The following is a 25675-nucleotide window of genomic DNA, read 5'->3' as shown; positions in this document are numbered from 1 at the left end:
AAATATGAGGTTGTTTACCAACGATTTTTCTGACGACGACGTGGGCGAGGGATGTAAGCGAGTATCAAACCCACGAGTAAGCCAGCGCCGGCAATCATGCCGCCTTGCTTTAAGAATTCAAACCGTTCGTCATTTTTAAGGTTAGCCAATTGGCGCGTTGCGGTGTCGCGCTCATTGCTGGCTTGTTCCAGCGCCGTATTGCTTTGGGCTAGTTGGCTTCTTAGTTGACTAATTTGCTGAGCGTCGCCGCTGCTTGATTGCGTTAGCTCTGCCAATTGAGCTTGAACGGTTTCTAGCTCAGCTTGTACTTCAGGCAGTTGCACGCGAAAACTCTTGCTGCTGCTAATAAGATCGGCGTTAACCCAACCTTCACGACCTTTATGATCGATAATTTTGGCGTAATCGTCTTGCTCTTCGCCTAAATAGGTAACCGGTTGCCCAGCTTCTACGCTGCCTAAAATACGGTATTGGGTACCTGGGCCACCATGCAAGTAAAGGTAGACTTTATCTGAAATGTATCGTGTTTGGCCTTCAGCCAACAAACTAGGTGACAGTAGCATCATTACTACTAAAGCTATGAGTCTTAACACTTATGAATTCTCATCAACGAAATATAGCCACATGCTAGGGATTTGGAGGGGCTTTTGCAAGTATTAGATGTGGATGTAAAGCCGTGATGGGGCGATTCGCAATGATGATTAATTTATCGCGGGCAAAACTGTGAAGTCTGTGTGCTGCTTTTGTTATCTTAGCCGGCGATATCCTTGGCAGTTGCCCATAAAAAAAGGAAGCCAAATGGCTTCCTTTTCTATATGCGCATCAGCATTAGCTGAAGATGCCCTTAATCATGAAGAAGAACATGATAGACAGACCCGCACCTGCTGGTAGGGTAATAACCCAAGACACCACGATATTACGAACAACACCGATATTAATCGCTGCAATACCACGTGCCATACCGACACCAAGCACTGCACCCACTAAGGTTTGCGTCGTTGAAATTGGTAGACCCGTACCTGATGCGATCACAACCGTTGAAGCTGCTGCAAGTTCAGCTGCAAAACCACGGCTAGGTGTAAGGTGAGTAATGTTTTTACCAATGGTTTGCATTACACGCTTACCAAAGATAGCTAGACCCATCACAATACCAACGGCACCGAGTGGTAAAATCCACCAAGCTAGTGCTGCTTTAGCGCCAATAGTACCGCCACTTTCAACCACTGATACTACAGCGGCTAGCGGGCCAATAGCGTTAGCTACGTCGTTTGAACCGTGAGCGAATGCCATACAACATGCGGTGACAACCATCAAAATAGCAAAGACTTTCTCAACGTTGCCGAATTGCGTTTGCTGATCGGCAGTGGTTGGAATGTTAAGGCGCTTAATTGCAACCATACCACCAATACCGACTAGCACAGCTACACCCGCTGCAAGCGCGTAAGCTTCTAAGGTAGAGAAATGTAGGCCAACATGTTTTAGGCCTTTGGTAATGGTCACAAGTGACATTACAAAGCCCGCAAACGCCATATAAAATGGTACGTAACGCTTAGCATTTTCAAGTGGTGAATCGGTATTAAAAATGAGCTTTTGGGTACTCTGGAATATCATAAAGGCGATAAAGCCGGATATTGCAGGGGTGACCACCCATGAGCCAACAATGCCGAGCACTTTGCCCCATTCAACCGCTTCCGTTCCCACACCTACCGCTGCGAAACCAACGATGGCGCCGACAATAGAGTGAGTCGTTGATACCGGCCAACCTAGCGCAGACGCTAGTACTAGCCAGATACCTGCTGCAAGCAATGCTGCAATCATACCGTAGACAAGTAACTCAGGTGACTCAACAAAATATGCTGAATCAATAATGCCCTTACGGATGGTGCTGGTGACTTCACCACCGGCTAAATATGCACCGGCGAACTCGAAAATCATCGCAATGATGATCGCTTGTTTAATCGTAATAGCATTTGAACCTACTGAGGTTCCCATTGCATTAGCGACGTCGTTGGCGCCAATACCCCATGCCATTAAAAAACCAAATGCGGCCGCAATTGCAATAAGCACGGGGCCGTTGGTGACTAATACATCAACCATGTTGATACCTTGATTACTTTGTTGTTTAGACGCGAGCTAACATCAGCTCTAAGCGGGAACCAACGCGTTCAGCAAGATCTGCTAAATCACCAACCCACTCAATAATCTTGTAAAGGAACATTACATCAACAGGGTTTAGCTCACCTTCAATGCTAAATAACTGTCGACGAATCTTGATTTGTAGATCATCGGTGTCCTCTTCAATCTTGTCGAGTTCAGCGATCATCTTAGCGACTAGGTCTACTTCACGACCACGAAAACCTGTTTCTAATAGGTCATCGAGTTCATTAATGGCTTCCTGAGCTTGAGTCACTGCATCAATACAGCGGGCTAGGTAAGCAATAAATGGGTCTTGAATAGCTGCAGGGATCTGCAGTTGACGGCCAATGATTCGGCCTGAGATGTCTTTCGCCTTATTGGCGATCTTATCTTGCTGGGTTAATAGCTCCAGTAAGTCAGTTCGTTCCACAGGCATAAACAAACCACCAGGAAGGGTCAGGCGAATCTCTCGTTTGAGTTCATCGGCTTCACGTTCCGCAATGCTAATTTGCTTACGTAGTTGAACAGCTTTATCCCAATCTTTCGCTGCCGTAGCTTCGAAAAATGGGATGAGTATTGATGCACAAGAGTGCACTTTATCTATATGCTCTTGAAGAGGCTTAATTGGCGATTTTGCAAACACGCCCAAAATAGAGTTTACTGGCATTGCCGTGTACCTATTTAGGTTATTCCACTGTTGGAAAATGCGGGCGCATGTTAACCCAAGCGACCGCGTAAAGAAACTGTGTTTTTATATAAAAACGAGCAGTTTTTATTCTATCGAGTTATATATTAACTTTAAAGCGCAATCCTAATGCTGTTTTATGACAGTAATATTACATTGTGAACTTTAAATTAAATTATAATGAATTATTCATTACAGGCCTTGCCCGGCCGCACAACCAAGCGAGTATGAGGCGAATGGAAGCCGAGATTGAACTGAAACTTTTTTTCCCATCTACCGAACAAGACGCTTTAGCCATGTTTCTCGATAGCTTACCCCATAGTGAGCTCAAAGGGCAGAAACAGTTATTATCTAATTGTTATTATGATAGCGATGATTTGCAATTGCGTCGCTGGGATATGGGCTTGCGGATACGCGGTTGTGATCAAGTTTTTGAGCAAACGATCAAAACCAAGGGCCAAGTCATTGGTGGCGTGCATGCCCGCCCTGAGTACAACGTAGCAATTGAAAGCAACCAGTTAGATTTAGCACTGTTTCCGCAACAAATCTGGCCAGAAGACATAGACTTAAACGCATTGCAGAGTCAGTTGGTTGCGCTTTTTAGCACTGACTTTTATCGCAGCAAATGGCATGTGTACGTTGATGACAGCCTCGTGGAAGTGGCGTTAGATATTGGCCAAATTTCAGCCAACGATCAGCAAGAAGCCATTTGTGAAATCGAATTTGAGTTACTAGCAGGCGAGCCCCATGCGCTATTGACCTTAGGTCGACAAGTGGCAGCTCAGGTGCCGGTAAGGCTGGGGCAAGCCAGTAAAGCACAGCGCGGCTATCGCTTAAGCGCTAAATCCAGCCCGCTGAGTTTAGATGCACTAACCTTTATTGCCCTCAAGCCGGAAGCTAACCTAAAGCAAACCTTTATCTCTTTACTAGAGACGGGTATTGAACGCTGGCAAATTCTTGAAAGCATGCTGCTTGAGGCACAATCGACTCCTGAGCAGTTACCGCTACTGAGCTACCGTTTACGTGCTTGTATCCGCTTGCTTAGACGCACACTGGAGCAATTTGGTTTAGATGAGCAAGCGCTAACCGCGTGGTTTGAGGTGATAGAACAACACCTTGAATTTGTCGAACAGGGACTCAGCCTGGCAGAAATTATTGCTCATCAAAGTAATTTGGTCGCAAAACTTGATGATGCCGATGCCATTACTGTACAGGTTAAGGAGCAACTGCAAGCGATGGACATTCCGCAGCAGTTGCAATCACTGTTAGCACATAAGGCCTATGGGCAATTACAGCTGGCATTAGTGCAACAATTGCTAGAGTACCAAGACGGTAAGCGTCACTTTAGTCATGATGGCGAATTAAAACGTTTTGCCGATGAGATGCAAGAGGCATCTTGGCAGCGAATTTTGCAGCTGGTCCCAGCTGAGCGTGACTTAAGCAGCCAAGATTACCAAGCCTTTGCCCGTGCGTTGGATGAAAGTGTGTTTGTTGGCGTGGCCTACGGCGAACTCTATGCTGCTAAAGATCGCGATCAGTTCCGAGCGCCATGGCAAGATTTGCTTTTGGGGATCCGCACATTGGCAGCCTATCGCCGCTTAGATAAACTCGCTGCGTTAAATGGCTGGGGGATTCAAGATTGGTTGCAAAACAAACAAGAAAGTTTGCTATTTGCGATGGAGTATTCTCGTCGCAGTGCGTTAAAAAACCAGCCTTATTGGCGCTAGCTTAAGTTAATAAGCGCTATCACCTCAACTCAATGTTAGGGGGTTAGCGCTTTTCTAGACTATCGACCTTGTCATTAAGGCGCGCGATTTCACTGAGCAATACCTGCTGATTTTTCTCCATTCTGACTAAGGCTTGTTCTAGCTCAGATTTAATCTCTTTGCTTTGGGTTTCTAGCTTTTCTGATTCATCAGGTGCGATGAATAACGATGCCATATAACCGGAAATTACCCCGAAAAAGCTCACGCCGCAGACGATAACTAAGCCACCAACAAAGTGTCCTGCACCGGTTACTGGGTAAAAATCACCATAGCCAACGGTGGAGATGGTGACCAGCGACCACCACAAAGCATCTTCAGCGGTTTGAATGTTTGCCCCTGGCACCCCATTTTCGATGATGAGGATCATAATCGATGACATGGTCAAAATGGTCACGGTGGCCAGTAGTAAACTCGCAACTGTTGCCTGTCTGCGCTGCTTGAGCAGTGGACCAATCAGGGATTGAGTCATACGTAGCAAGCGGATGATTCTTAGTACCTGGAAAATACGCGCCATTCGTAATGGCTCAATTGCGGGAATACTGGCAACAAGATCAATCCAGTGAAATTTGATGTAGTGCTTTTTATCTTCAGCTTGATAGAGCCTGACAAAGAAATAAACGATAAAAATCGAGCAAATGCTGGCATCAATAATCATAAGTAAGCGATTGGTTTCATTGTCGAATGAACCAAAACTTATCATCAGCACCACGATGACCGAGATCAACGAAAGCACCATCATAGCCAGCTCAAATGGGCTAGGTGCTTCCTGAACGTGGAATAACCAACTGCGTTTATTTTCCATGATTTAGCCTAGCTCCCTAACGTCGTCTATTGCCAACTTGGCTAACTATTATCATCGCCAAAATGAATCAAGTCGTCCAGCACGCGTTTTTTAATCTCTAATTGAGAGTCAGGGTCTAGGCCATATTTTTCGGCTAACAGGCGATAGTCATCGGCGTTGAGCGATACCGTCAATCGTGGCCGTTTAGGGCGTTTGGTGACACTAAGGCCTAAAATGCTGCGTATTTGGTCTGAAGGGCTAACCCCTGCATCCAATGCCGCTTTGCGAATGGAATATTGAAACTTCTCATCTAAGTCGAAGGCAACTTGAGTTGCCTTCGCAGCTTTTTGGTTTTGCGCCCACTGCTCGGGCATGGACGCTTTCTTATTGCTCATGGGACTTCCTTGCTATCTGGTTACTCTATGGCTTGGTGAGCTTACTCACCAGGCCAAAAATCACGAATATCGCTCAAGGGACGATATAAGGTCAGCATCACATCAGTGTCACCACTTTCATAAACTTCTACTTCAACAGCACACTTTTCTTCATCATCGAGCAGTAAGTAGGCCTCAAAAGGCTCGCCGGTTGCACCGTGGCTGTCTTGAGGCGGCTTCATGCCACGATAGTCTTGTCGATGAAAATAACCAAATTGGGCAAATTGATGCTGATGATATTGTTTGCCAAGCCACTGACCGTATTGGGTTAGCGTATCGCCCTCTATCGTTTGGGTATTAAGGTGCGCACTGTCATTTTCTTCAAAAATAACACTAAACTCATCTAGGTCAAATAGCTGCTCGACGACGGCACGATTAATCTTAATAGAGAAGCTGAGGTAGCTTTCATCGTCTTCATCAAGACTTAGAAATATGCTGTCGCTGCTGTGGCCTTTCAATACCCACTCGCTACGTTGGCTACGCTGATATTCATAAGTATTGACGGCTTCGACGCGAAGCTGCTGGCCACGTAATGCGGGGGGAAGGGCAAAGCTGTCATCGAGTGAAATCATATCGCCAACCTTGAGGTGCGATACATGGTTAAGTTGACGCTTTGGCTGCTCTTTTTTACCGAAAATGCTCTTGAGAAATCCCATAACAGGCTCCAAAAAATATCGCATTGAATGCGAAAACACCTTTAGGTTGCCCTAAAGGTGTTGAATCGCGCTATCAATCACAACTGCAAGCGGATGCTTACTTGCGCGCTTTTAGGCGATCAAGTACCGCATTGGCATTAGATTTTTGCTCACCAATACCGGCTTCAGCCAGTTTAGCTTGTAGCGACTTATCGCTGTTCTCTTCTGCCAGTGCTTCAGACGCTTGTAGACGGTCGTCAAACTGCTGCTGACGTGCCTTGATACGCTCTAAAGAGTCTTTCGCGTTAAGCAACTTAGAGTTGCTGCTAGCAAAAGAGTCAGTAATGGTTGCGGTGGCTTTTTGTACGCTTTCTGTGGTTTTAACCATGCTCAGCTGGCGTTGATAATCGGCCAATTGACGCTCGGTTTTCTTAACCAAGTCTTTCAGGCGTACCGCATGTGCACTAAAGCTATCATTTGCTGATTGCTGCTCTGCAAGTTCACTATCAAGTTGAGCAATTTTTTCGGCAACTTCTAAGGCTAGTGCTTCATTACCTTGCTCTAGTGCTTGGGTCGCGTAGCCTTCATGTTCAGCTACTGAACGCTTAATGCGGTCAACTTCACGGCTTGCTTGCATCTCTTTGGCCATCACGTCGGTTAATTCGCGTTTGGCTTTAGTGAGGTGCTTTTCAGCATCACGAATTTCTTGTTCGAAGATGCGAGTTGAATTTGCGTCGACGATGTTTTGTCCAACTTCGGTCGCGCCACCGCGAAATGCGGTCAAAATTTTATTGAGAATACCCATAGTATTGGCTCCTTAATATTGAAACTGTTACTGCAAAAAGTCGACGAGTTCGTCAATCACTTCAAGACAGTTATCTGAAAGCACCGAGAGTTCCTGTTCTATCTCTTGCATGCTTGAATGCACCGAAAGTGCACCGTAAACCACATATTTGTCATCGACCTTAGCAAATGATGACAACGGCATTGGAATATTAAGTTCCAACATGGTTTCAAACATTTCCGCACGACGCTCTTGCTTGACTTCATCTTCGCCCCACAGGTATGAGATGCATAGCACTTGATTGTCAGTCACAGAAACAAACACGGGGATCTCTTCTCGGCCAACAACGTTAACCTGTAATACCTCAACCTCGCCATCAATTGGATAGCAATCGAACTGAAAGCCGGTATGGCTGTTGTCACCAAGATCGTTTAGGTGATTGGCAATAGTGTGAATGTTCATACTTGTCCTCTTTGACATATTATGTCTGCGATTAAAGATAACAGCTCGACATATTATGTCAAGCGCTATTTTTGATCAGAATAACACTAACTTTTCATTTTCTGACCAAGCCTGCTGGTGGTACTGGTATAGCTGAGATGAACCTATTCGATTGGGTTCAATCTCGTCAATGTGTTGATAAAAATGTTTCGGAAACTCAAATGCGCCTTTTACGAGTCCCATGGTTAGCCAATCATCGGCCACTGGCATCTTGTCTAATAAGGCTAATCGGCTTTGTGGATCTTTGCCCGATAAAGTGGCAATACTCCAACCCCATTGACCGAAACTCGGTACATTATGCTGGTATTGCCGCACATCAAATCCCGCTAATGCCAAGGTTTTGCCCACAGATATAAAGGCCTTGGGCGCATGATAAGGTGAGGTGGATTGCACCGTCACTACGCCGTCGTTACTCAGTAGTTCTTTTAATTTTAAATAGAACATATCTGAGTAGAGTTTATTCAGATCTGGATGGCTAGGGTCGGGCAGGTCAACAATAATGGCATCAAACTTTTGTTGCTGCTTTATGAGCTCATCCACGCCGTTAAACGCATCATTAAACACCAGCTTTACCCGAGGATCGTTAAGGGCATCGCCATTTAATTTGTGTAAGGCTTGGCTAAGGCGATTGGGCATTGCATTGTCGTGCTGTTTAAACAACTCGACTAAATCTTGGTCCAAATCCATCAAAGTGACCGATTGAGGCTGCCAATCTAGTACTTTCTTCAAGCCTAAACCGTCGCCACCGCCAATAATCAATACCTTGTCAGTGCGAGCGCTAGCTGCCAAAGTTGGGTGGACTAAAAACGCGTGATAGATATGCTCATCTTGACTAGAAAATTGCAAGCGGCCATTGATATACAGTGAATAGACAGGTGGCAGATCATTACCACGCAAGCGCTCGGTAAAGGTCAACTGCTGAAAGCGGGTCGACTTGCTGTATACCACGTTGTCTTTGTAGAGCAAGTTATTAAAGCTTTGTTCCCAGCTAGGGCCATGCCAAGCTAGCATTAATAATATGGCGGCGGCGACAAAGTGGCCAGCAAGTAGCACAGGAGCAAAACGAATTTTCGGCCAAAATCGCCACAGGAATAGCAGTCCGGCAATAAGATTAAAGCTGGCGGTGAGCGCTGCGGCTAATTGGATATCGATGGCAAGCATAAAGCTTACCCAAATGGCAGCACCAATACCGGCACCAATATAATCTGCACCATAAATGGTGCCCGCATTATGCAACAAATGTTGGTCGCTTAATGACTGGCGAACGCGGGCAATTAACGGGATCTCCATGCCTATCATCAAGCCGAGAATGACTCCCCATACATAGGGAAGGTACTCGCTGAGCTTTTGTAATATGCCGATAAAGCCGCCATTGGGCAGCTGATCTGGCGGTAGGCCGACCATTTCGGCAACTAATATTGGCAGTTGTTGGCCAAAGCCTATCACTGCTGCAGTCAGTAAAATGGCGAGTGCGCCGCACAGCGCGACGGTTAATTCTAAAATAGCAAAGCCGCTAAAGGCGCAACGAATCTTGCGGGCTGCAAAGGCGCCTAAACCCATCGACACAATCATTAGGCCAATCATGGTGTAGATGGCGGCTTCTAGTGCACCAAGAATACGGCCGGCATAATGGGATAGCAGATACTCGTATATCAGGCCACAGCCAGCCAGCACTGCCATGATGCCGAGCAGTAAAATATCGTCAAAGCGACTGATTTTACCTGAGTCGGGTTGCGCCGACTCAGGTGAAGTTGAGGATGACATTAACTCGTCCTACGTGGGGCGTGTTATGCCATTAAGCTAGTTAAAATCATCGCGATGGCGACGCTGATGGCCAGTTCCACGGTCGCGACACCGATATTGTGCTGCTGCTCAACTTCTTCTGCTAAGTTAATGGCAGCGAGTACCAGCTTCTTAACGATTTTGAGCAGTACTGATAGACAGATAAGCATCAATACCGAGAAAGCTAACCAACCGAGAATATTGCTCACATACGCTTGTGGTACATAAACGATGAAATGGCTGGCTGCATTAAAGCTCAGTGCCATGGCTAACATGTAACCGGCATGACGAATCGCTAACGCCGTTTGTCCTTGGGCTAACGCTTGCTGCATTGAAGCTTGCTGGTTGCGTTTTGCATAGCGAATTTCACGCAGTCTGGTCAAGGCAACCATCATAAGTTGAGATACCGCAAAGGCGCTAAATATCGCGATGAAGGTATCGACTGTTAAGTCTTCTGCCCACATTAGCACTGAGCGAATAATAATGGCGGTGGCGATAGCGGCTGCAGCATCCACTAACGCAACTGAGATGTTGCCTTTAATAATCAGTGCATTTTTATCGATTTCATTGAGGGCAATTTTATCGTGAAGGTAGCGGCCAAGTTTAATCAGTACTAGGCCAAAAATACCGTAGGCACTCATGCCGATAGCTTCAATAAGAAACGACTCTGCAGCTTCTCCGGTAATGGCACCAGTTAACACAATACCGAGTGCGGCGACCGCACCAGCGGTACTAATACCAAAAGCAAAGTTATCTTTTTCAGCCAGCTCAATGCGGCTGTCTACTTTCACCGACCAGCCTTGCAAATAGCGCATTGCGGCTAGCAAGGCGATAGCGATGGTTAAATCAATCACTAAAATTATGGCGAGGTCAAAGCTCAGGCCTTCATAACTATTGAAAAATGTCATTGTCATTTCCTACCTATTTTCCTCGACGAACGCCGCGAGTGGTGCGACTGCTGGAATTTCTTAAATTACTATTCTTTGCGTAGTTAGAGCGGAACTTACTGCTCTTGGCGGCACCGGCGGTGCTTGCTTTAGGCACGCTAGCACTTTGACGCGATAAACTTGTAGAGCCCGAGCGTGACTTAGCATAAGGGCTGTCGAAACGCTTGCCTTGGCGACTAAACTGCTTTTGAGTGCGCTCAAAGGTACTGTTTTGGCTGCGCGCTTGTTTAGGTGAGGTGTAGCGATAACGGCCAACGTCATTGTAATAGCTGTAGTTACGACGGCTTGACCAACGGTCATAGTGAACTGGGCCACGAACTAGATTTGAGAACATGGAGTACATGCCATACCAAGCCCAAAATGACATACCATTTGAGCCCGTTTGCCATTCACCGTATGACGGGTTACCGACTAACTGGCTACCGGCACCAAAATCCTCGGCACCGTTGGCTAATACAGCGGCTTCGCGGCTGATTGAGTTTACCCGCGCTAATGCCCCTTGAGACATATCGGCAACCACATTGACCGGATCGGACAGCATGTCATTAAACAGGCTTGGGTCTGCGGCTTGATATAAATTCTCGGCCTCAGCTAACTGCTGATCTAAATCGATGAAGTTACTGCTGACGCTAAGTTCGCTCAAGCGCCGTTGCAATGATTGATACAAGGGGCCACTAGAGGTAGAATCCTTGGCTAGCTCACTTAATAGCGGCGATAGTTCGCTATTTTGTTTAGCGACAATGTCACTATATTGAGTCAGCAAATTTGCATTACGAACCTGACCGTTGTCGAGCATATTGCCGAGGTCATCGATTCGCTGTTTTGCTAAGCCTTGGTATTGGCTGATTTTTTCTGGCCTATCGTCGCCGCATCCCACTAAGGTAAGCAACAAGGTCAAGGTGAGAACACGCATTAGCATTACTGCCATGATTTCTCCAAATTGGTTTCAGAACTGGGGCAATAAATCACAATTTGCCCTTAAATTTCATACACAATACATAGTCTGCTTAAGGTATAGTAACCGCACATAGGTGTGAAGCAACAACCCTTTTTGCACTTTAATCTGTAGCAGTGACTATCTTGCCCTCAGATATTTACACTTTAGTTGCATTTCTATCATATCTATATCATTCATGACATATTATGTCGATAGGTAAAACTGTTAGGGAATATTTTTACTATGCAGCATCTTCGCCAGTCAGGACTCTCATCGCTTATCTGTGAACGTGCAGATGAACACCTCCAACGTCTGATAGCGAGGTGGCCTGAATTTTCCGAGCTAACCTCTGAGCAACAGCAAGAATTATATCAAGTTTTTGGACTCAGTGACTTTATTGCTGAGCAGTTAACGCGCTGCCCGCAGTGGATAATGCCGCTTTTTGAAGGGCAACTACATGAGCTTGATTGCCAGCTGTTTGCTAAGGAGCTTCGTCAGCTGTTAGAGAGTCAGCAAGATGAAGAGCAAGTTAAATCGCTATTGCGCCAATATCGCAACCAACAAATGGTGCGTATTGCATGGCGTGACTTCAAAGATTATGCCCCATTGCCCCAATGCCTTATCGACTTATCCGCGCTGGCTGAAGCCTTGATTATTGCCGCACGAGACTGGCTATATGATTCTTTGAGCCAGCAGCTGGGTACGCCTAGTGATGCACAGGGTAATCCGCAGCCACTGATGATATTGGGAATGGGCAAACTGGGCGGGCGTGAACTCAATTTTTCTTCTGATATCGACCTTATTTTTACTTTTCCTGAGCATGGTGAGACCCAGGGCGGCAGAAGACCGATTGATAATCAGCAGTTCTTTATTCGCATGGGACAACGATTAGTCAATATGTTGCATCAGGTGACAGTCGATGGCTTTGTTTACCGGGTTGATATGCGGCTGCGGCCATACGGAGAGAGTGGCCCTTTAGTGGTGAGTTTTAGCGGTTTAGAAGACTACTATCAAGAACAAGGGCGCGACTGGGAGCGCTATGCCATGGTGAAGGCCAGAGCATTAGGACCATGGACCAGTTTTAGCGATGAATTACACGGCATGCTGCGGCCGTTTGTTTATCGGCGCTACTTAGATTTTTCTGCAATCGAGTCATTGCGAAAAATGAAGCTGCTGATTTCGCAAGAAGTCCGCCGCCGACAACTGACAGATAATATCAAGCTAGGGGCTGGTGGGATCCGCGAAGTGGAGTTTGTGGTACAAAGCTTTCAACTTATCCGTGGCGGCCGTGAACCTGCGCTTAGGCAGCAATCATTGTTTGCGGCGATTGATACCTTATATCAGCTGGGGCAGCTTGAGTACCGCTCTGTAGATGAGTTAAAAAATAGCTATTTGTTGCTCAGACGCGTTGAGAACTTGCTGCAGGCGATAGCCGATCAACAAACACAAACTTTGCCAAATAACCCATTGGATTGGCAGCGACTGTGCAGTGTATTAGGGATGGCATCGGAGTCAGAGCTCAGAGCCAATATCGAAGCGGCAATGGATAAGATTCATACCCACTTTAAAGATACGGTGGGAGGTCAGGATGCAGATGACATTGATGATATCTGGACCCAACAGTTATGGAATGCCCAAGAAGACGATCATGCCCAAAGTGTGTTGCTTGAACATGGCGTAGAAGATAGTGTTTTTTGGCCTGCGTTGAAGCAATGGTGGCAAACGGTTGTTAAGCGCTCAATTGGTCCGCGGGGTCGACAAACGTTAGACAAGCTCATGCCTTGGTTACTCAATGAGATTGTTGGTTTTGATTCTCCATCAAGTGCCTTTGAACCAGTTTCTAAAGTACTCGATCAAATTTTAACCCGCACCACATACTTAGAATTGCTGTACGAAAATCCTGGTGCAAGACAACAACTGGTGAGCTTGTGTATGGCAAGCCCATGGATTGCCGAGCAACTTGCTAAGTTCCCGATGTTACTGGATGAGCTTATCGATCCAGTGCAGTTGTACGACACTACGGCGTTAGATGACTACGGCAGTGAGCTGCGCCAATATTTGCTGCGAGTGCCAGAAGATGACATGGAGCAGCAGATGGAAGCGCTGCGACAGTTCAAGTTGTCGCAGCAGCTTAAGATTGCTGCTGCCGATGTGACTGGTGTATTGCCGGTCATGCAGGTCAGCGACCACTTAACCTTGCTGGCAGAAGCGATTATTGAGCAAGTGGTATTGCAAGCATGGCATCAGGTCAGTAGCAGGCATGGTGTACCGCCGCATCTTAGTGGGGCAGAGATGGGGTTTGCGGTGATTGGTTACGGTAAAGCCGGCGGTATTGAACTTGGCTATGGCTCAGATCTTGATCTGGTATTCCTGCATGATTATCACCGTGACAAGTATCCGCAAAGTCTGCACACCAATGGCGATAGAGAAATAGAAATTGGGCATTTCTATTTAAAAGTGGCCCAGCGTATTTTACACCTATTTTCCACTCGTACCTCTTCAGGTGAGCTTTATGAAGTGGATATGCGTTTACGTCCATCGGGTGCATCGGGTTTGTTAGTCAGTGAAATTGAGAATTTTGGCGACTACCAGTCTAAGGAAGCGTGGACTTGGGAACACCAAGCACTGGTAAGAGCAAGGTTCATGTTTGGTGATACGAGTTTGTCGGTGCGCTTTAGCGAGCTAAGATCACAGGTGATTTGTGGCACGAGAGATAAGCAAGAATTAGCCACTGCGGTGAAAGATATGCGAATTAAGATGCGTGATCATTTGCTGAAAGTGACTGATGGCGAATTTGATTTAAAGCAAAGCCCTGGTGGTATCGCTGATATCGAGTTTATTGCCCAGTACCTAGTGCTTGCCAATGCTCATCAGCATCATTATCTGACGACTTGGTCTGATAATGTTCGCATCTTTGAGTCATTGGCTGAGTTAGAGTTGCTCAGCTTGCAACAAGCTAAGCAATTAACCGATGCCTATTGTTACTTACGTGATGAAAGCCACCGACTGACGTTACAGCAAAAGCCAACTCGTGTTCCTAGTGAACAGGTTCAATCACATGCAGAGCAAGTTATTGCGATTTATCGTTTAGTACTTGAAGCGCAACTTGAGTGAGTTGTAGTAAATTGACACTGTAAGTCTGGTGAATATGCAACTTACAGCGTCAATTTCTATGTAAGTTGCAGTGCAATTTGCAAAGGAGCGATGCGCTGCAATAATTAAGTGACTGATTTTATTTGCAGCTATCATTTTGGCCTAGTTAATGCACAAATTCCTCCAAGGTTACTCGCTTTGGAGGCGCTTATGCCAAGCCTACATATTTCAGCCAGATTTGATTTTGCTAAGCGTAGCAACCATTGCCATGATGTGATGGTGCGTAGCTTAATCAAACATCAATTGCTACAGATTAAGCCGCAAACCACTAAGGCAAAGTGCACCGTATCCGCTAAACCTCGCGCTTTGAGCTGGCAAAGATTACCGATTGCGTGGACCATCTTGTTGCTGAGCTTATTAGCTGTATACCAATGTCAGGCCGCCACTGAGCTTGAATCGCTGCCTGTGCAAGATTGGTCTATCAGTTTTGATAACATTCTTATTGGCAGCAATACGCTACTTGGCGATACACCGGCGCTCGCCTCGTCCCTGCAAGGCACTCTTTATCAAGGTTGGGGAGCTAAGCTGGCCTATGCTTATCAAGTTGACGATATGCAGTTGCAGTGGGGAGTCGGTGCATTTCAGTGGGCGCACAACATGACGTTAAGTGCAGACCAGCACTTGCGTGTTGGCACGGCCCCCTATGCCCATATCGGTGTAGATATTCAATCTACACCTTATCAGCGTTTAAGTTTACGTGTGCAACATACGCAGCTTGAAAATACAGCGTATCAGCAGTTGGGACTATCGTTTAAGTGGTTGTTTTAAATCAGAGATACAACTTGTATCACTATTTAAGAAGATGATGATTTCATCTTGTTGGTGTTGCAGTTATAGTGTGGATATTAGGGCTATCAGCGGAAAATTAACATGAGCGCGGTATCTGGTCACATAGTCAACGAAGCACGTCCTTCTGTGTCGATTGGTATTACTCCCACAGCAGTAAATCAACAAAATGGGTCGGCTGTTCCGGCCTCGATTAGCAAAGTCTCGGTAGAGGTGACCTTATCACCTGCAGGCCAAGCGCTTAGCGACCAAGCTAACTCGATAAAGCCTGAATCAGAAGCAAAACCTGCACAGCGCCCCGATGAAGAGACTGTCACAGATAAAACTGATTGTCAGGCCCCTGTAGCAGATAATAAAGACCCGCAAGACAATACTGTGGTTGATAAAACCACGGAGTCTGAAGAGGACGACAGCTACGGCTTTGGAAAATACATTAAAGCGGCGGCAGGCATCGGCAGTATCATAGCCCTGTTTGCCTGATTCAATCAGCTGGTTTCAGAGAAACAAGGCACCGTAAGGTGCCTTTTTTAATGGTTATTCATGGCTAAGCTGCTTGATCGCAATATAACCTGTGCTGTGCAGCGCAACTCGTAAGGTAAGCAGCAGAGCAATGGTTACCGATACGCTGAGCATCACAAAAATGGCCACCATAATAATGAGTTGGTATTTCACCGCAATCATAGGATCTGTGCCCCCCAATATCTGGCCTGTCATCATACCGGGCAAAGTGACTAACCCTGTTGTCGCCATGGAAGCTAGGATAGGTGCTTGTGATTGCTGCAAGGCAGACTGGACAAAAGGCCACGCTGCTTGACGGGGTGTTGCCCCTAATACCAACGCTGACTCATAATCAGCTTTCTTTTCGCTAAAGGCGCTAAATAGGCGTTGCAGCGCAACGATATTGCCGCTTAAGCAGTTGCCTAATAACATCCCAGCCAATGGAATTAAGTACTGTGCACTGTAAAAAGGCGAGGGCTGCAGCAGCACAATTAAAAGCAGCACCATTAAGGGGAAGGTCGCAGTGCTTAAGGCAATGGCAAGGGGGCTAAAAAGCGCTCTTTTAGGCAGTTTAGCACCAGACAAAATGGCACTTGCTCCAACCAATACCATCACTAACAACCAGGCGATATTTAGCCAAGGATTGTTGAGTTCAAACAGCACGCCGAGATAAAGCCCAACCAAAATAAGCTGTATCGTCATACGAGCGACAGCAGTGACGATCTCTTTGCCTAACTTCAGCCTAAAGTAGGTGTTGATTGCCGCAGGTATCACCAATATGAGCAAAAACAAACTGACAGCTAACCAGCTGATATCAATGGTGGCTTGCATGGATTTGACCTTAAATATTGAGTGGCATCAGTGTAGCGTGTTTACCTGATTGTTGGCAGCCTATCACGGACATTATTAAATCAATCGCCTTGGCTGTGGGGTTTAGGGGCTTGGGTTAAATAGGCACTTGATTGCATCTCTTTTAGGCGGCTGTTTGTGCGTCTAAACTCAAAACTTAATGCACCTTGGTGATACAGTGCGTCTAGTGGTACGTCTGCTTGTATGTATAAATTGACTTGTCTGTCATATAACTCGTCAACTAAAGCAATAAAACGCCGAGCAGGGTCGTCATTGAGTGCGTATGCAAGTTGCCGTGCGCCCGTCGCCGTGGCTTCAATGCCATCTTCAGTACCTCTGGCTCTTATCCAGCTTTTTGGCTCGCCGCCCAGCACAGGTACATGACTTAGCAGGATAGTCTGATATCGATTAGCTAGTTCGATATAGTCGAGTGCAGAACGCGGGCCTTGGCATAAGGCTGTAAAATCGACCCACAGGATATTCGTCGTGCGTTGAATGACATCAATTTGCCTATCTAACACCGTTATTGCACGTTTGGTCACTGAATGATTGGAATCATTGAGCTGTTCGAATAAGCGAGAAAACGCCTGCTTGTCAGTAAAGTAAGCCGGTTGCAGTTCAAGGCTTCTAAGGCGATAGTCTTGCTGGGCTTGTAAATGTAGGCTTTTTGTTTGCTTTTCAATTAAGTCAATACAAGGTAAAAATCGTTCGCGTTGCAGACCGTTGGCATAAAGTTGGTTAACAGCGACGTTCGAGGTGGCGACTAGCACGACACCTTGCTGAAACAGCGCTTCAAATAGCCGATATAGAATAATGGCATCGCCAATGTCATTGACAAAAAACTCATCAAAGCACAGCACTTCACATGTCAATGCTAGTTCGCTCGCTATCTGCTCTATTGAGGTGGCTGCGTCACCATATTGATTCAATTGACGGTGCACTTGTGACATAAACCGATGAAAGTGCAAACGTTGTGGCTTAATCTTGTCGCTGTTTTGGCAGGCGTGGAAAAACAGATCCATTAGCCGAGTCTTACCGCGACCCACATCGCCCCATAAATAGAGGCCTGTTATCGGCTGCGATTGACTCTGTAATTGTTGAAACAAGCTTTGTAACTGCTGCACAGCATGTTGTTGTGCGGGATCAAAAATTAAAGCTTTGCTATCTAGCAGGTTCTGATAGTGGCAAAGAGGAGAGGCGGCCATGATTGTCCATTGCAGGTTTTCTGGGTTGGCCTGATTGTAAGTTGAGGATCACCAGCATGCAATGATGATCCTACTTTGTCTAACACCTTGTCTATCTCGAGTAGGCAAGTAATAGTTGGCTACGGTTTTTGACCTTTGTTTTTTTGTAGATATTCTGTAAATGCATCTTAATGGTATTAATCGATACCGATAATCTTTCTGCCACTTCGTTATTACTCAGACCCATACAGACAAGAGATAGGACTTCTTGCTCTTTTTTAGTGGTGAGTTTAAATAATGACAGGTATTCAGTTGAAGCGATGGGGCGTTGTTGACTCAATATATAGCGAGACAAGGCTTTATTACTAAATGATAAATTACCTTCTAAGGTATCTTTAATGACTTTTAAAAGTAAATAAGTCGGTTGCTTGCTATCGCAGGCGCCAGAAAACCCTTGGTTTAACAGCGCTAACTCATCATTTAGGCATAAGTTTTTACTGATGGCGATATGTTTACCGGTATCAAAGAGGCTGCGATCTAAGTTCATCATCGCTATGGGTAAATCATTGATAAAATGAATCAGTATCTTCTTTCTACTGGCGGAATGCGCCCATGCAAAGGTCGCATCTTGATCGCTATTTAGGGCTAAGTCTAATAAACCAGCACAGCTATTTAACAGCTGTAGATCTGCAGGCTCGTGACTAAGTGTGAATAATTCACCTTCATACATCTCATATCCTTATGACATCTTAGCATGTGCAAATTGTTACTTCAGATAGGATTTATTTTGATTGTTATTATCCTTTAGGGCGGTATTTTAGTGATTCATTTATATAAATCAATACTTGTTTCGTTAATATCATGATTAATTTTATTGTTCGTTGGTTTTCATCAAATGGTCTAGTGGACAAATTCCGCATTAATTGCGGATGGTAGCGCTTTCAGTATTCTATTGGTGGTGATTTTTATTTTTATATACTTAAGTATTATATGTGGTGGCTTTTCGCGATATTATATACAAAATGAGTCATGTTAAATAGGGTGTTGCCGTCATGCTTTAATTATGTGTTTTTTTGTTTTTGTTGTTTATATTCAGTTGCTTGTGGTTGCATACCTTGAGGCGAGGGAGGTGGTTGCCGGCTGTTTGTAGTATAAAAGTATAGTTTTATATTAATACTGTATTTACAAATAATATTTGTTTTTGTTTTATATGGATTTTTATATTTGTCGATTTTTGTTTTGTATAAAAATAAATTTACACAGTTGTTTTTTAATTCTCTCTAATGCAAAATGTGCAACCTTAAATTATACCGCTCTATTTGTTTTTATAAGTGGTTAAGCGTTAGGGAATATTATACTTATGGATAAGTTAAGGGAAAATGCACCCGCTCAGGATGATAAAACACTTATTGCTGGCATTGATTCACAAGATGTAGAAACCAGTGGTAATTTGGTTGGCCAATGTTTTAAAAACCGTTATCTGATTGAGTCTCATATTGGTAGCGGCGGTATGAGCGATATCTACAAAGCCAAAGATCTGCATTTTGAATCTGCTGGAATAACAGAACCTTATGTCGCTATTAAGGTGCTGTTGCCGCAATATAGCTCAACGCCTGAAGCCAAGCAGGTATTGGTTAGAGAAGCGCGAAAAACCCAGCAACTGTCACATCCCAATATTATCCGCGTTTACGATGTTGATTCTGACGGCGAGCATCACTTCTTAGTGATGGAGTGGCTTGATGGCGAGTCGTTAGATCAAGTTATCAAACGTTCTCGGCCACTGGGGATTAATTTTTCAGGCGTCATTAAAATCATTACCCAAATAAGCTCAGCGTTGGAGTACACCCACAAACAGGGCATTGTTCATACTGATTTAAAACCATCGAATATAATTCTAACCCGGCAAGGTCAAATAAAAGTTTTTGATTTTGGAGTGGCAAAGGCACTTCAACTTAACTTTGATAAATATGCAGTACAAAATCACCAAAATACGTCACCACTAAGTGGATTCACCCCGGCGTATGCCAGTCTTGAACAGCTAGAAGGGCAAGATGGCTGTGCAGCAGATGATGTGTTTGCTTTCTCCTGTATTGTGTATGAATTGCTCAGTAGCAAACACCCTTATCAAAGGTTGGCAGCTAACCAAGTTGATTTGTCTAAGATTGAGCTTAAAAAGCCTAAAAATATCAATTGGCTATTATGGCCAGTACTCAAGAAAGGCTTGGCGTTACATAAACAAGATCGCGCACCAAGCGTTGACAGTATTGCACGGCGCTTAGCCTCTTCAAAGCTGCCGTTAATTAGCGCAACAGCAGCTGCCATCGCGGTTATCATATTGGGCGGTGTATTCTATCAATCTCAGCAAAATCAATTATCTACGCTTAATCAGCTTGTTGCGGTATCGGCTCAACAACAACAGAAGTTAACTGATTATCAGCAACTTTCCGCGCAGCAATTACTATCTCAATTCTCGCAAATGACTGATATCAGTCCATTGACTAAGCACGGACTGCTTGCGTTAAAACAGCCGCAGGTTATGGCGGTACTGGCGCGCCAGATCGAGCAGGTGCCTCGGATTGGCAAAGGTCATTATCGTAATTTTGCCGAAATAAATAAAATTTTGGCTACAGGCAGTCAGCTTTACCCTGATTCTGCAACGTTGGCAAAAATGCAGGGTGAAGTCGATCGAAATCAACAATCAGTATTAGATGCACTGTCAGATCGTTTGAACGTTTTGTTGGCCCAGGGCCGCTATACCGAAATGGGTGATAATGATATCGCGGTGATTCTTAATGACATGCAGATGGTGCAAACCGGTTATTCATTTGTGCCCGATGATGCAGCATTTAGTTTGTATCAGTCGCGTTTTGAACAAGCGCTATCTAATCATGATATTAAAACCATTGCTGAATTAAACAGTGTGGGTGAATTATTGTTTGTTCATCACCAACAGGCACAAGCGCTACTGGATCATGGTCAGCGTATGACAGTGGCAGTGAAAGCGATCAATAGCTATACCCAAGCCGTATCCCAAGGGGTGGACCAACCCTACCCCTATGCCGCAGCAGAAGTCTATTACCTTGAAACCTTTAATGAGTTGTCTGCACAACTTGACGAGGTTGCTACGCCTAAGGAACTGCATGCATTTGATGGCGTTGTGACCGATTTGGCGACGAATTTGCCGCAGGATTTCCAACCCCTATTGAAATTAGAAAAGCGCGTAGCGGCGACCTATTTAAGATTCGCCAATATCTATATGGAGAAGCAGTACTTTAAGACTGCGAGAGACTTGATTGCGCGGGGCAATGAATTGTTTGAACGACTTGATGGCGTATAGATCAAGTACTCGGTATACCAAGGATTAGGACTGTAAAAGGATATGGAATTAGGTCTAGAAATTGTAAGTTATCATCGACTTTCTCCAGAGCAAGTGTCTATTAAGGCGCTCAAAGAGTCGATCTCTTTGGGGCGATCAGAGAGCAATGACTGGCATCTGCCCGATCCCGAAAAAGTGGTGTCGGGCGTGCATGCTCGAATAGAAAAGCAGCATGATGGGTTTTACCTCCATGATGTCTCGACCAATGGCCTATTTGTTAATCGTGCGGTTGAAGCGCTAGGAAAGAGTCGCCAGCATAAGCTGGTCGACGGTGATTTGCTGACTTTTGGTGATTATGAGGTCAAAGTAACGGCGCTGCAGAGTGGGCAAAACCTCGATCCGATCGCGACAGGCGGCGATCGCTCGCAAGTGACCCCTGAAGCTCCGCAAGTTAGCGGCATTGCAGTTTCTAATGTACTTGGCGGTAACGCTGCGCCAAGACTTCCAGTTAGTGAGCCCTTAGCTACAACCAAGCAAGCGAATGGACTCGCCCCGCAAGTGAGTCATGACTTACAAGATCACTTTCAATTACCCAATGCACCAATCCCAGAGGCTTGGGAGCATGAGTTTGGCGCGTCACCGAATCATACTGCGAGTCGACTCGATACTCGTGCAGAGCTCAGCCAGGTGTCAGCCAAGCCCCAGAGCCAGCCAAACGCGCAGCCATCTTGTGCGCCTGAAACGCAGGTGATGGATTCAGGAGAGATGAAGGCGTTTTTTGATGGTTTAGGTGTGGCGAAAGAGCAGCTACCAGCAGCGGTTTCAGAGGCGTTGTTGTTTGAAATGGGGCAAGGCATGAAGTTGATGCTTGAAGGTTTGATGGCCACGCTTCGTCAACGCTCATCGTTAAAAAATCAATACCGCATTAACCAAACGACCTTTCAACAACAAGAAAATAATCCATTGAAATTTTCAGCATCCATTGATGATGTATTTCAAAACCTGTTTCTGCGTCGAAGCAGTACATTTTTGTCATCAAAGCAGGCCATTTCAGCCGCATTTAGTGATGCGCGTAAACACGATGAAGCTTTCATTGCCGGGGCATCGGGTGCCATGCAAGGCCTGCTATCACAGTTGGATCCGCTAAAGATCGAACAGCAAATGGCTCATTTATCACTGGTGGAAACGGTGTTGCCCGGTCAAAAGCAGATGAAGTATTGGAAAGTCTACAAGGGCTTGCATGACGATATGACAAGTGACTTTAGGCAGCAAGGACATGCTGCGCTATCTGATGATTTTATTAAGGCATATGACGAAAAAATTAAGTCATTATAACAAGTGTAGGTTAGGACTATGAATATGAAATCTTGGCTGCTTGGTGCAGTGTTTTTAGGCTATGGCGCGCTGATTAGTGGTTGTTCCACCATCAACGCCATCGTGCCGCCTTCAACAGATGTAATTTTCAATGCTTCGGCTGATATTAATCCAGATATCAATGGTCGACCGTCTCCTGTGGTGGTGAAGCTGTTTGAGCTATCGTCACGCACGATCTTTGATACCCAAGACTTCTTCACTTTGTACGAGTCGGCGGAGCAGATTTTAGGGCCCGATCTCATCAAGAAAGATGAGCTTGAAATGCAGCCCACACAGCAACTTGAATATCCAATGACGCTCAATACCAATACCCGTTATATCGGTGTAGTGGTTGCTTATCGTGATATCGATGCATCTCGCTGGCGCTCTGTCGTTGAAGTTGACCCGACTGGCTACGATAACGTCAATATCAATATTGAAAAAATTGCAGTGTATAGCACAGAGCAATAACCACAGCAGCACAATAGGGAAGTTATGAGCGATTTTAGCCCTGTGGCATGGACAGAAGGCATGTTTCTGCGGCCGCAACATATGCAACAACAAGAACGCTATTTGCACCACCAATATGCCAATTTATTGAATCGAATTACCCCAATGGCATGGGGGGTGTATAGCCTTGATATTGACCATAGTCTGCTAAAGATCGGCCAGTTCCGATTAAATAGTATTGAGTGTGTATTTCCTGATAACACCTTGGCCGTACTGCCACAACAACACCCTCTACCTGAGGTTATAACGGTTGCTGCGGGTACGACAGATCAACTGATTTATCTAGTGTTACCTGTGAGCAAAACCACTGGGCAAAACATTTCTGCCGGTGAGCAACGTACAATCACCCGATTTCATTTTGATGACCATAATATTGTCGATACCAGTGTTGGTGCTGAAGCCATGGAAGTGCTACAGGTTGCTAAACTGAATTGTCGTCTAAAACTGCAAGCTGAAGACAGGGCTGGCTACGTCAGTATTGCTATCGCTCGTATCGTCGATGTATCAGATGAAGGCATGATTCGCCTCGACAGAAAATTTATTGCGCCTCACCTCAGTATTGAGCATTGCAGTGTATTGCAGAGCATGGTGAGTGAAGTGCTCGGCATGACAGTACAGCGTGCTGACGCAATAGCCGCTAGATTAAGTCAAACCCAAGGTAATGCCAGCTCAATAGCGGATTTCTTGATGCTGCAGTTGTTAAATAAGTATCAGCCGATGTTAGAGCGCTTCCTCGCGACGCAGGGAGTCCACCCTGAACAGGTATTTAGCACGCTAGCTTGTTTTGCCGGCGAGCTTGCGACCTTTAGTGCTGCTGACAAGCGGGTAACCAAATTACCGGAATATCAACATGAAAACTTGAGCCAAGGTTTTGCAGCATTAATGACTGTATTAAATCAGGCTCTGAGCAGTGTTTATGAACAAAGCGCGATTGAGTTGCCACTAGAGAAAACCAAATTTGGCATCTATTTCTCTAGCATTGCTGATAAAAGTGCCTTAGATAGTGCCGAATTTGTATTGGCTGTTAAAGCCAGTGTGCCGAATGAAGAGCTCAGACAACGCTTGCCGAGTCAGATTAAGGTGGGCTCTGTAGAAACGATTCGCGAGCTGGTCAATAACCAGTTGGCTGGTATTGGTGTTGTTAGCCTACCCGTTGCGCCGAGGCAGGTGCCTTATCACGCCGGCTATCATTACTTTCAGCTTGATAAATCCCATTCTCTTTGGCGTAGCCTGCATTCAAGTGGCGGTATTGCCTTACATTTGTCTGGCCACTATCCCGATTTAGATATAGCACTATGGCTAGTCAATAGCTGATCTTCACCATATTAAGGATGATATAACGTGAGTGATAAAACGGTAGTGAAGCCTCGCCCAGGGATGCGGCCAGCGCCAGAGTTAGCCCAGCCTACTGCAACCGGCGATAGTCAGAAAACTCAGGTGCAAGAAAAGCAACCGAGTGCGCGCTCAATGCAGTCGGTATTGAGTTTGGCGCAAAACCCGATTGTAGATCATGCTGGCACGCTGATCTCTATTGGTATTCAAGTGCGCAATAGTCATAGCCATGAGGATGTGACCGCACTACGAGTGCAATGTGTTGAGCTGATTAAGAATTATGAGCAGAGCCTGCGCAATGCCAATTTACCCAGCGATGATATTGAATCAGCGCGCTATTGCTTATGTTGTTATCTTGATGAAACCGTATTAAACACCCCTTGGGGCGGTGAAAGTCTGTGGGCATCCGAGAGTTTGCTATCGACTTTCCACAAAGAAACGCTGGGCGGGGAGTATTTCTTTACGCTGTTACAAGACTGCTTACAGCAACCACAACACAAGCATCAGCTCCTTGAGCTGATGTACTTATGCCTGACATTGGGTTTTAGTGGCAAGATGCGTCTAGAGCCGCAAGGGGAGCAGCAACTTGAACAGCTAAGGGATAAGGCTTTTCATGCTCTGCAGGCAGTTAAGGGCGATCGTCATAAAGCGCTATCGCCGCATTGGCGTGACAAAGTCGTGCAGGATGCGGCTTTCGTACAGCCGTTCCCTATGTGGGTTATTGGTGCATTGTTTGCGGTACTCACGCTGTTTATCTACATGGGATTTAGCTACAGCATCAATAGCTATTCGTCGAACGTCTATAAATCTCTTACTGCTTTGGTTCCTTGGCAAGACACTCAACGCGCCGACACACAGAGCATTAGCCGCGATGAGGCTTTGCTACTACAGCAACTATTGCAGACCGAAATAGCTAAACAACTACTGGAAGTTGAGCAGCTTAGTGATCGTACCCGGATCCGCATTGGTGCGGGCGTATTGTTTTCGTCCGGCAGCACTCAGCCACGCTCAGACTTTGAAGCGATTTTAGCCAAAATAGCGCGCACATTAGAAAGCACTTCAGGAAAAATTCTCATTACTGGGCATACCGATGACGACCCTATTTTCACCAGTAAATACCCATCAAATTGGCACCTGTCCTTAGCGAGAGCGACGGCCATAGGTAACTTTCTGGCCAACAATGCTTCGCTCAGTGGCCGTCTGTGGCCTGAAGGGCGCGGAGAGTCAGAACCAAGAGTCGACAACGTAAACGAGCATAATCGTGCACTCAACCGTCGTATCGAAATCGATTTGCTATTTTAATCGTCAT

The 25675-nt window shown here is 45.6% G+C and carries 23 protein-coding genes; 9 read left to right on the top strand and 14 right to left on the bottom strand.

Annotation, left to right across the window (positions count from 1 at the left end; genetic code table 11):
• Nucleotides 1-14: 14 nt before the first annotated feature.
• The 3 genes from FLM48_RS18120 to FLM48_RS18110 form a co-directional block, all read right to left on the bottom strand.
• On the bottom strand, nucleotides 15-590 hold the full coding sequence (locus FLM48_RS18120; protein WP_256870971.1) for a TIGR04211 family SH3 domain-containing protein: 576 nt from the start codon (nucleotides 588-590) through the stop codon (nucleotides 15-17).
• Between the two features lie 235 nt (nucleotides 591-825).
• Nucleotides 826-2094: an inorganic phosphate transporter gene (locus FLM48_RS18115; RefSeq protein ID WP_179025629.1), complete on the bottom strand. Its 1269-nt coding sequence runs from the start codon at nucleotides 2092-2094 to the stop codon at nucleotides 826-828.
• A 25-nt stretch (nucleotides 2095-2119) separates the two neighbouring features.
• Nucleotides 2120-2800 carry a TIGR00153 family protein gene (locus FLM48_RS18110; protein ID WP_179025628.1) on the bottom strand — a complete coding sequence of 227 codons (681 nt, stop codon included), beginning with the start codon at nucleotides 2798-2800 and terminating at the stop codon, nucleotides 2120-2122.
• Nucleotides 2801-3054: 254 nt separating this feature from the next.
• Here FLM48_RS18110 and FLM48_RS18105 point away from each other — a divergent pair, with 254 nt between their 5' ends.
• The gene (locus FLM48_RS18105; RefSeq protein ID WP_179025627.1) at nucleotides 3055-4545 is read left to right on the top strand and encodes an inorganic triphosphatase; all 1491 of its coding nucleotides are present in this window, start codon (nucleotides 3055-3057) and stop codon (nucleotides 4543-4545) included.
• 43 nt (nucleotides 4546-4588) lie between these two features.
• On the opposite strand, the gene FLM48_RS18100 is transcribed toward FLM48_RS18105, so the two are convergent.
• The 8 genes from FLM48_RS18100 to FLM48_RS18065 all read right to left on the bottom strand — a co-directional run bounded on the left by FLM48_RS18100 (nucleotide 4589) and on the right by FLM48_RS18065 (nucleotide 11376).
• The gene (locus FLM48_RS18100; RefSeq protein ID WP_179025626.1) at nucleotides 4589-5386 is read right to left on the bottom strand and encodes an ion transporter; all 798 of its coding nucleotides are present in this window, start codon (nucleotides 5384-5386) and stop codon (nucleotides 4589-4591) included.
• A gap of 41 nt (nucleotides 5387-5427) precedes the next feature.
• Entirely contained in the window at nucleotides 5428-5760 is a 333-nt protein-coding gene (locus tag FLM48_RS18095) for a hypothetical protein (protein ID WP_179025625.1), read from the bottom strand.
• A gap of 41 nt (nucleotides 5761-5801) precedes the next feature.
• On the bottom strand, nucleotides 5802-6455 hold the full coding sequence (locus FLM48_RS18090) for a hypothetical protein (RefSeq protein WP_179025624.1): 654 nt from the start codon (nucleotides 6453-6455) through the stop codon (nucleotides 5802-5804).
• 97 nt (nucleotides 6456-6552) lie between these two features.
• On the bottom strand, nucleotides 6553-7239 hold the full coding sequence (locus FLM48_RS18085) for a PspA/IM30 family protein (RefSeq protein ID WP_179025623.1): 687 nt from the start codon (nucleotides 7237-7239) through the stop codon (nucleotides 6553-6555).
• A 27-nt stretch (nucleotides 7240-7266) separates the two neighbouring features.
• On the bottom strand, nucleotides 7267-7680 hold the full coding sequence (locus tag FLM48_RS18080) for a YjfI family protein (protein ID WP_179025622.1): 414 nt from the start codon (nucleotides 7678-7680) through the stop codon (nucleotides 7267-7269).
• Between the two features lie 75 nt (nucleotides 7681-7755).
• Complete coding sequence (locus FLM48_RS18075; RefSeq protein ID WP_179025621.1) at nucleotides 7756-9483, bottom strand: polyamine aminopropyltransferase; 1728 nt, start codon at nucleotides 9481-9483, stop codon at nucleotides 7756-7758.
• Between the two features lie 23 nt (nucleotides 9484-9506).
• Nucleotides 9507-10409, bottom strand: coding sequence for a DUF350 domain-containing protein (locus FLM48_RS18070; protein ID WP_179025620.1), 903 nt, complete (start codon nucleotides 10407-10409; stop codon nucleotides 9507-9509).
• Nucleotides 10410-10422: 13 nt separating this feature from the next.
• Nucleotides 10423-11376 carry a hypothetical protein gene (locus tag FLM48_RS18065; protein ID WP_179025619.1) on the bottom strand — a complete coding sequence of 318 codons (954 nt, stop codon included), beginning with the start codon at nucleotides 11374-11376 and terminating at the stop codon, nucleotides 10423-10425.
• A gap of 252 nt (nucleotides 11377-11628) precedes the next feature.
• On the opposite strand from FLM48_RS18065, the gene glnE reads away from it, so the two are divergent.
• From glnE to FLM48_RS18050, 3 genes are all read left to right on the top strand, one after another.
• Nucleotides 11629-14499, top strand: a complete 2871-nt coding sequence (gene glnE, locus FLM48_RS18060; RefSeq protein ID WP_179025618.1) for a bifunctional [glutamate--ammonia ligase]-adenylyl-L-tyrosine phosphorylase/[glutamate--ammonia-ligase] adenylyltransferase — start codon at nucleotides 11629-11631, stop codon at nucleotides 14497-14499.
• A 189-nt stretch (nucleotides 14500-14688) separates the two neighbouring features.
• Nucleotides 14689-15306 carry a hypothetical protein gene (locus FLM48_RS18055; protein ID WP_179025617.1) on the top strand — a complete coding sequence of 206 codons (618 nt, stop codon included), beginning with the start codon at nucleotides 14689-14691 and terminating at the stop codon, nucleotides 15304-15306.
• 102 nt (nucleotides 15307-15408) lie between these two features.
• On the top strand, nucleotides 15409-15804 hold the full coding sequence (locus FLM48_RS18050) for a hypothetical protein (protein ID WP_179025616.1): 396 nt from the start codon (nucleotides 15409-15411) through the stop codon (nucleotides 15802-15804).
• A gap of 54 nt (nucleotides 15805-15858) precedes the next feature.
• On the opposite strand, the gene FLM48_RS18045 is transcribed toward FLM48_RS18050, so the two are convergent.
• The 3 genes from FLM48_RS18045 to FLM48_RS18035 all read right to left on the bottom strand — a co-directional run bounded on the left by FLM48_RS18045 (nucleotide 15859) and on the right by FLM48_RS18035 (nucleotide 18585).
• Nucleotides 15859-16653 carry an ABC transporter permease gene (locus FLM48_RS18045; RefSeq protein WP_179025615.1) on the bottom strand — a complete coding sequence of 265 codons (795 nt, stop codon included), beginning with the start codon at nucleotides 16651-16653 and terminating at the stop codon, nucleotides 15859-15861.
• 80 nt (nucleotides 16654-16733) lie between these two features.
• Nucleotides 16734-17876 (bottom strand): cell division protein ZapE, encoded by a 1143-nt coding sequence (gene zapE / locus FLM48_RS18040; protein WP_179025614.1) that lies wholly within the window; start codon nucleotides 17874-17876, stop codon nucleotides 16734-16736.
• A gap of 91 nt (nucleotides 17877-17967) precedes the next feature.
• Entirely contained in the window at nucleotides 17968-18585 is a 618-nt protein-coding gene (locus FLM48_RS18035) for a LuxR C-terminal-related transcriptional regulator (protein WP_028773288.1), read from the bottom strand.
• Nucleotides 18586-19215: 630 nt separating this feature from the next.
• Between FLM48_RS18035 and FLM48_RS18030 the strand changes: the two genes are divergently transcribed.
• The 5 genes from FLM48_RS18030 to tssL are packed head-to-tail and all read left to right on the top strand — an operon-like array spanning nucleotide 19216 to nucleotide 25668.
• Nucleotides 19216-21192, top strand: a complete 1977-nt coding sequence (locus tag FLM48_RS18030) for a serine/threonine-protein kinase (protein ID WP_179025613.1) — start codon at nucleotides 19216-19218, stop codon at nucleotides 21190-21192.
• Between the two features lie 42 nt (nucleotides 21193-21234).
• Nucleotides 21235-22506, top strand: a complete 1272-nt coding sequence (tagH, locus tag FLM48_RS18025; RefSeq protein WP_179025612.1) for a type VI secretion system-associated FHA domain protein TagH — start codon at nucleotides 21235-21237, stop codon at nucleotides 22504-22506.
• Nucleotides 22507-22524: 18 nt separating this feature from the next.
• A complete protein-coding gene (gene tssJ / locus FLM48_RS18020; protein WP_028773291.1) occupies nucleotides 22525-22995 on the top strand; it encodes a type VI secretion system lipoprotein TssJ in 471 nt (156 codons plus the stop codon).
• Nucleotides 22996-23019: 24 nt separating this feature from the next.
• The gene (gene tssK / locus FLM48_RS18015; protein WP_179025611.1) at nucleotides 23020-24348 is read left to right on the top strand and encodes a type VI secretion system baseplate subunit TssK; all 1329 of its coding nucleotides are present in this window, start codon (nucleotides 23020-23022) and stop codon (nucleotides 24346-24348) included.
• A 27-nt stretch (nucleotides 24349-24375) separates the two neighbouring features.
• Entirely contained in the window at nucleotides 24376-25668 is a 1293-nt protein-coding gene (gene tssL, locus FLM48_RS18010) for a type VI secretion system protein TssL, long form (RefSeq protein ID WP_028773293.1), read from the top strand.
• The last annotated feature ends 7 nt before the right edge of the window (nucleotides 25669-25675 follow it).

The sequence above is a fragment of the Shewanella sp. Scap07 genome, assembly GCF_013394145.1.
GTDB classification, from domain to species: domain Bacteria; phylum Pseudomonadota; class Gammaproteobacteria; order Enterobacterales; family Shewanellaceae; genus Shewanella; species Shewanella waksmanii.
This window is presented reverse-complemented; position numbering and strand designations above follow the sequence as displayed.

Bases quoted from the DNA above. Each gene is read 5' to 3' on its own strand.
- FLM48_RS18075 (WP_179025621.1), bottom strand. From the start codon at position 9,483: ATGTCATCCTCAACTTCACCTGAGTCGGCGCAACCCGACTCAGGTAAA.
- FLM48_RS18115 (WP_179025629.1), bottom strand. From the start codon at position 2,094: ATGGTTGATGTATTAGTCACCAACGGCCCCGTGCTTATTGCAATTGCG.
- FLM48_RS18085 (WP_179025623.1), bottom strand. From the start codon at position 7,239: ATGGGTATTCTCAATAAAATTTTGACCGCATTTCGCGGTGGCGCGACC.
- FLM48_RS18055 (WP_179025617.1), top strand. From the start codon at position 14,689: ATGCCAAGCCTACATATTTCAGCCAGATTTGATTTTGCTAAGCGTAGC.
- FLM48_RS18050 (WP_179025616.1), top strand. From the start codon at position 15,409: ATGAGCGCGGTATCTGGTCACATAGTCAACGAAGCACGTCCTTCTGTG.
- FLM48_RS18070 (WP_179025620.1), bottom strand. From the start codon at position 10,409: ATGACATTTTTCAATAGTTATGAAGGCCTGAGCTTTGACCTCGCCATA.
- FLM48_RS18095 (WP_179025625.1), bottom strand. From the start codon at position 5,760: ATGAGCAATAAGAAAGCGTCCATGCCCGAGCAGTGGGCGCAAAACCAA.
- FLM48_RS18110 (WP_179025628.1), bottom strand. From the start codon at position 2,800: ATGCCAGTAAACTCTATTTTGGGCGTGTTTGCAAAATCGCCAATTAAG.
- tssK (WP_179025611.1), top strand. From the start codon at position 23,020: ATGAGCGATTTTAGCCCTGTGGCATGGACAGAAGGCATGTTTCTGCGG.
- FLM48_RS18080 (WP_179025622.1), bottom strand. From the start codon at position 7,680: ATGAACATTCACACTATTGCCAATCACCTAAACGATCTTGGTGACAAC.
- FLM48_RS18030 (WP_179025613.1), top strand. From the start codon at position 19,216: ATGGATAAGTTAAGGGAAAATGCACCCGCTCAGGATGATAAAACACTT.
- tagH (WP_179025612.1), top strand. From the start codon at position 21,235: ATGGAATTAGGTCTAGAAATTGTAAGTTATCATCGACTTTCTCCAGAG.
- FLM48_RS18090 (WP_179025624.1), bottom strand. From the start codon at position 6,455: ATGGGATTTCTCAAGAGCATTTTCGGTAAAAAAGAGCAGCCAAAGCGT.
- FLM48_RS18100 (WP_179025626.1), bottom strand. From the start codon at position 5,386: ATGGAAAATAAACGCAGTTGGTTATTCCACGTTCAGGAAGCACCTAGC.
- FLM48_RS18105 (WP_179025627.1), top strand. From the start codon at position 3,055: ATGGAAGCCGAGATTGAACTGAAACTTTTTTTCCCATCTACCGAACAA.
- glnE (WP_179025618.1), top strand. From the start codon at position 11,629: ATGCAGCATCTTCGCCAGTCAGGACTCTCATCGCTTATCTGTGAACGT.
- tssJ (WP_028773291.1), top strand. From the start codon at position 22,525: ATGAATATGAAATCTTGGCTGCTTGGTGCAGTGTTTTTAGGCTATGGC.
- FLM48_RS18065 (WP_179025619.1), bottom strand. From the start codon at position 11,376: ATGGCAGTAATGCTAATGCGTGTTCTCACCTTGACCTTGTTGCTTACC.
- FLM48_RS18045 (WP_179025615.1), bottom strand. From the start codon at position 16,653: ATGCAAGCCACCATTGATATCAGCTGGTTAGCTGTCAGTTTGTTTTTG.
- zapE (WP_179025614.1), bottom strand. From the start codon at position 17,876: ATGGCCGCCTCTCCTCTTTGCCACTATCAGAACCTGCTAGATAGCAAA.
- FLM48_RS18035 (WP_028773288.1), bottom strand. From the start codon at position 18,585: ATGTATGAAGGTGAATTATTCACACTTAGTCACGAGCCTGCAGATCTA.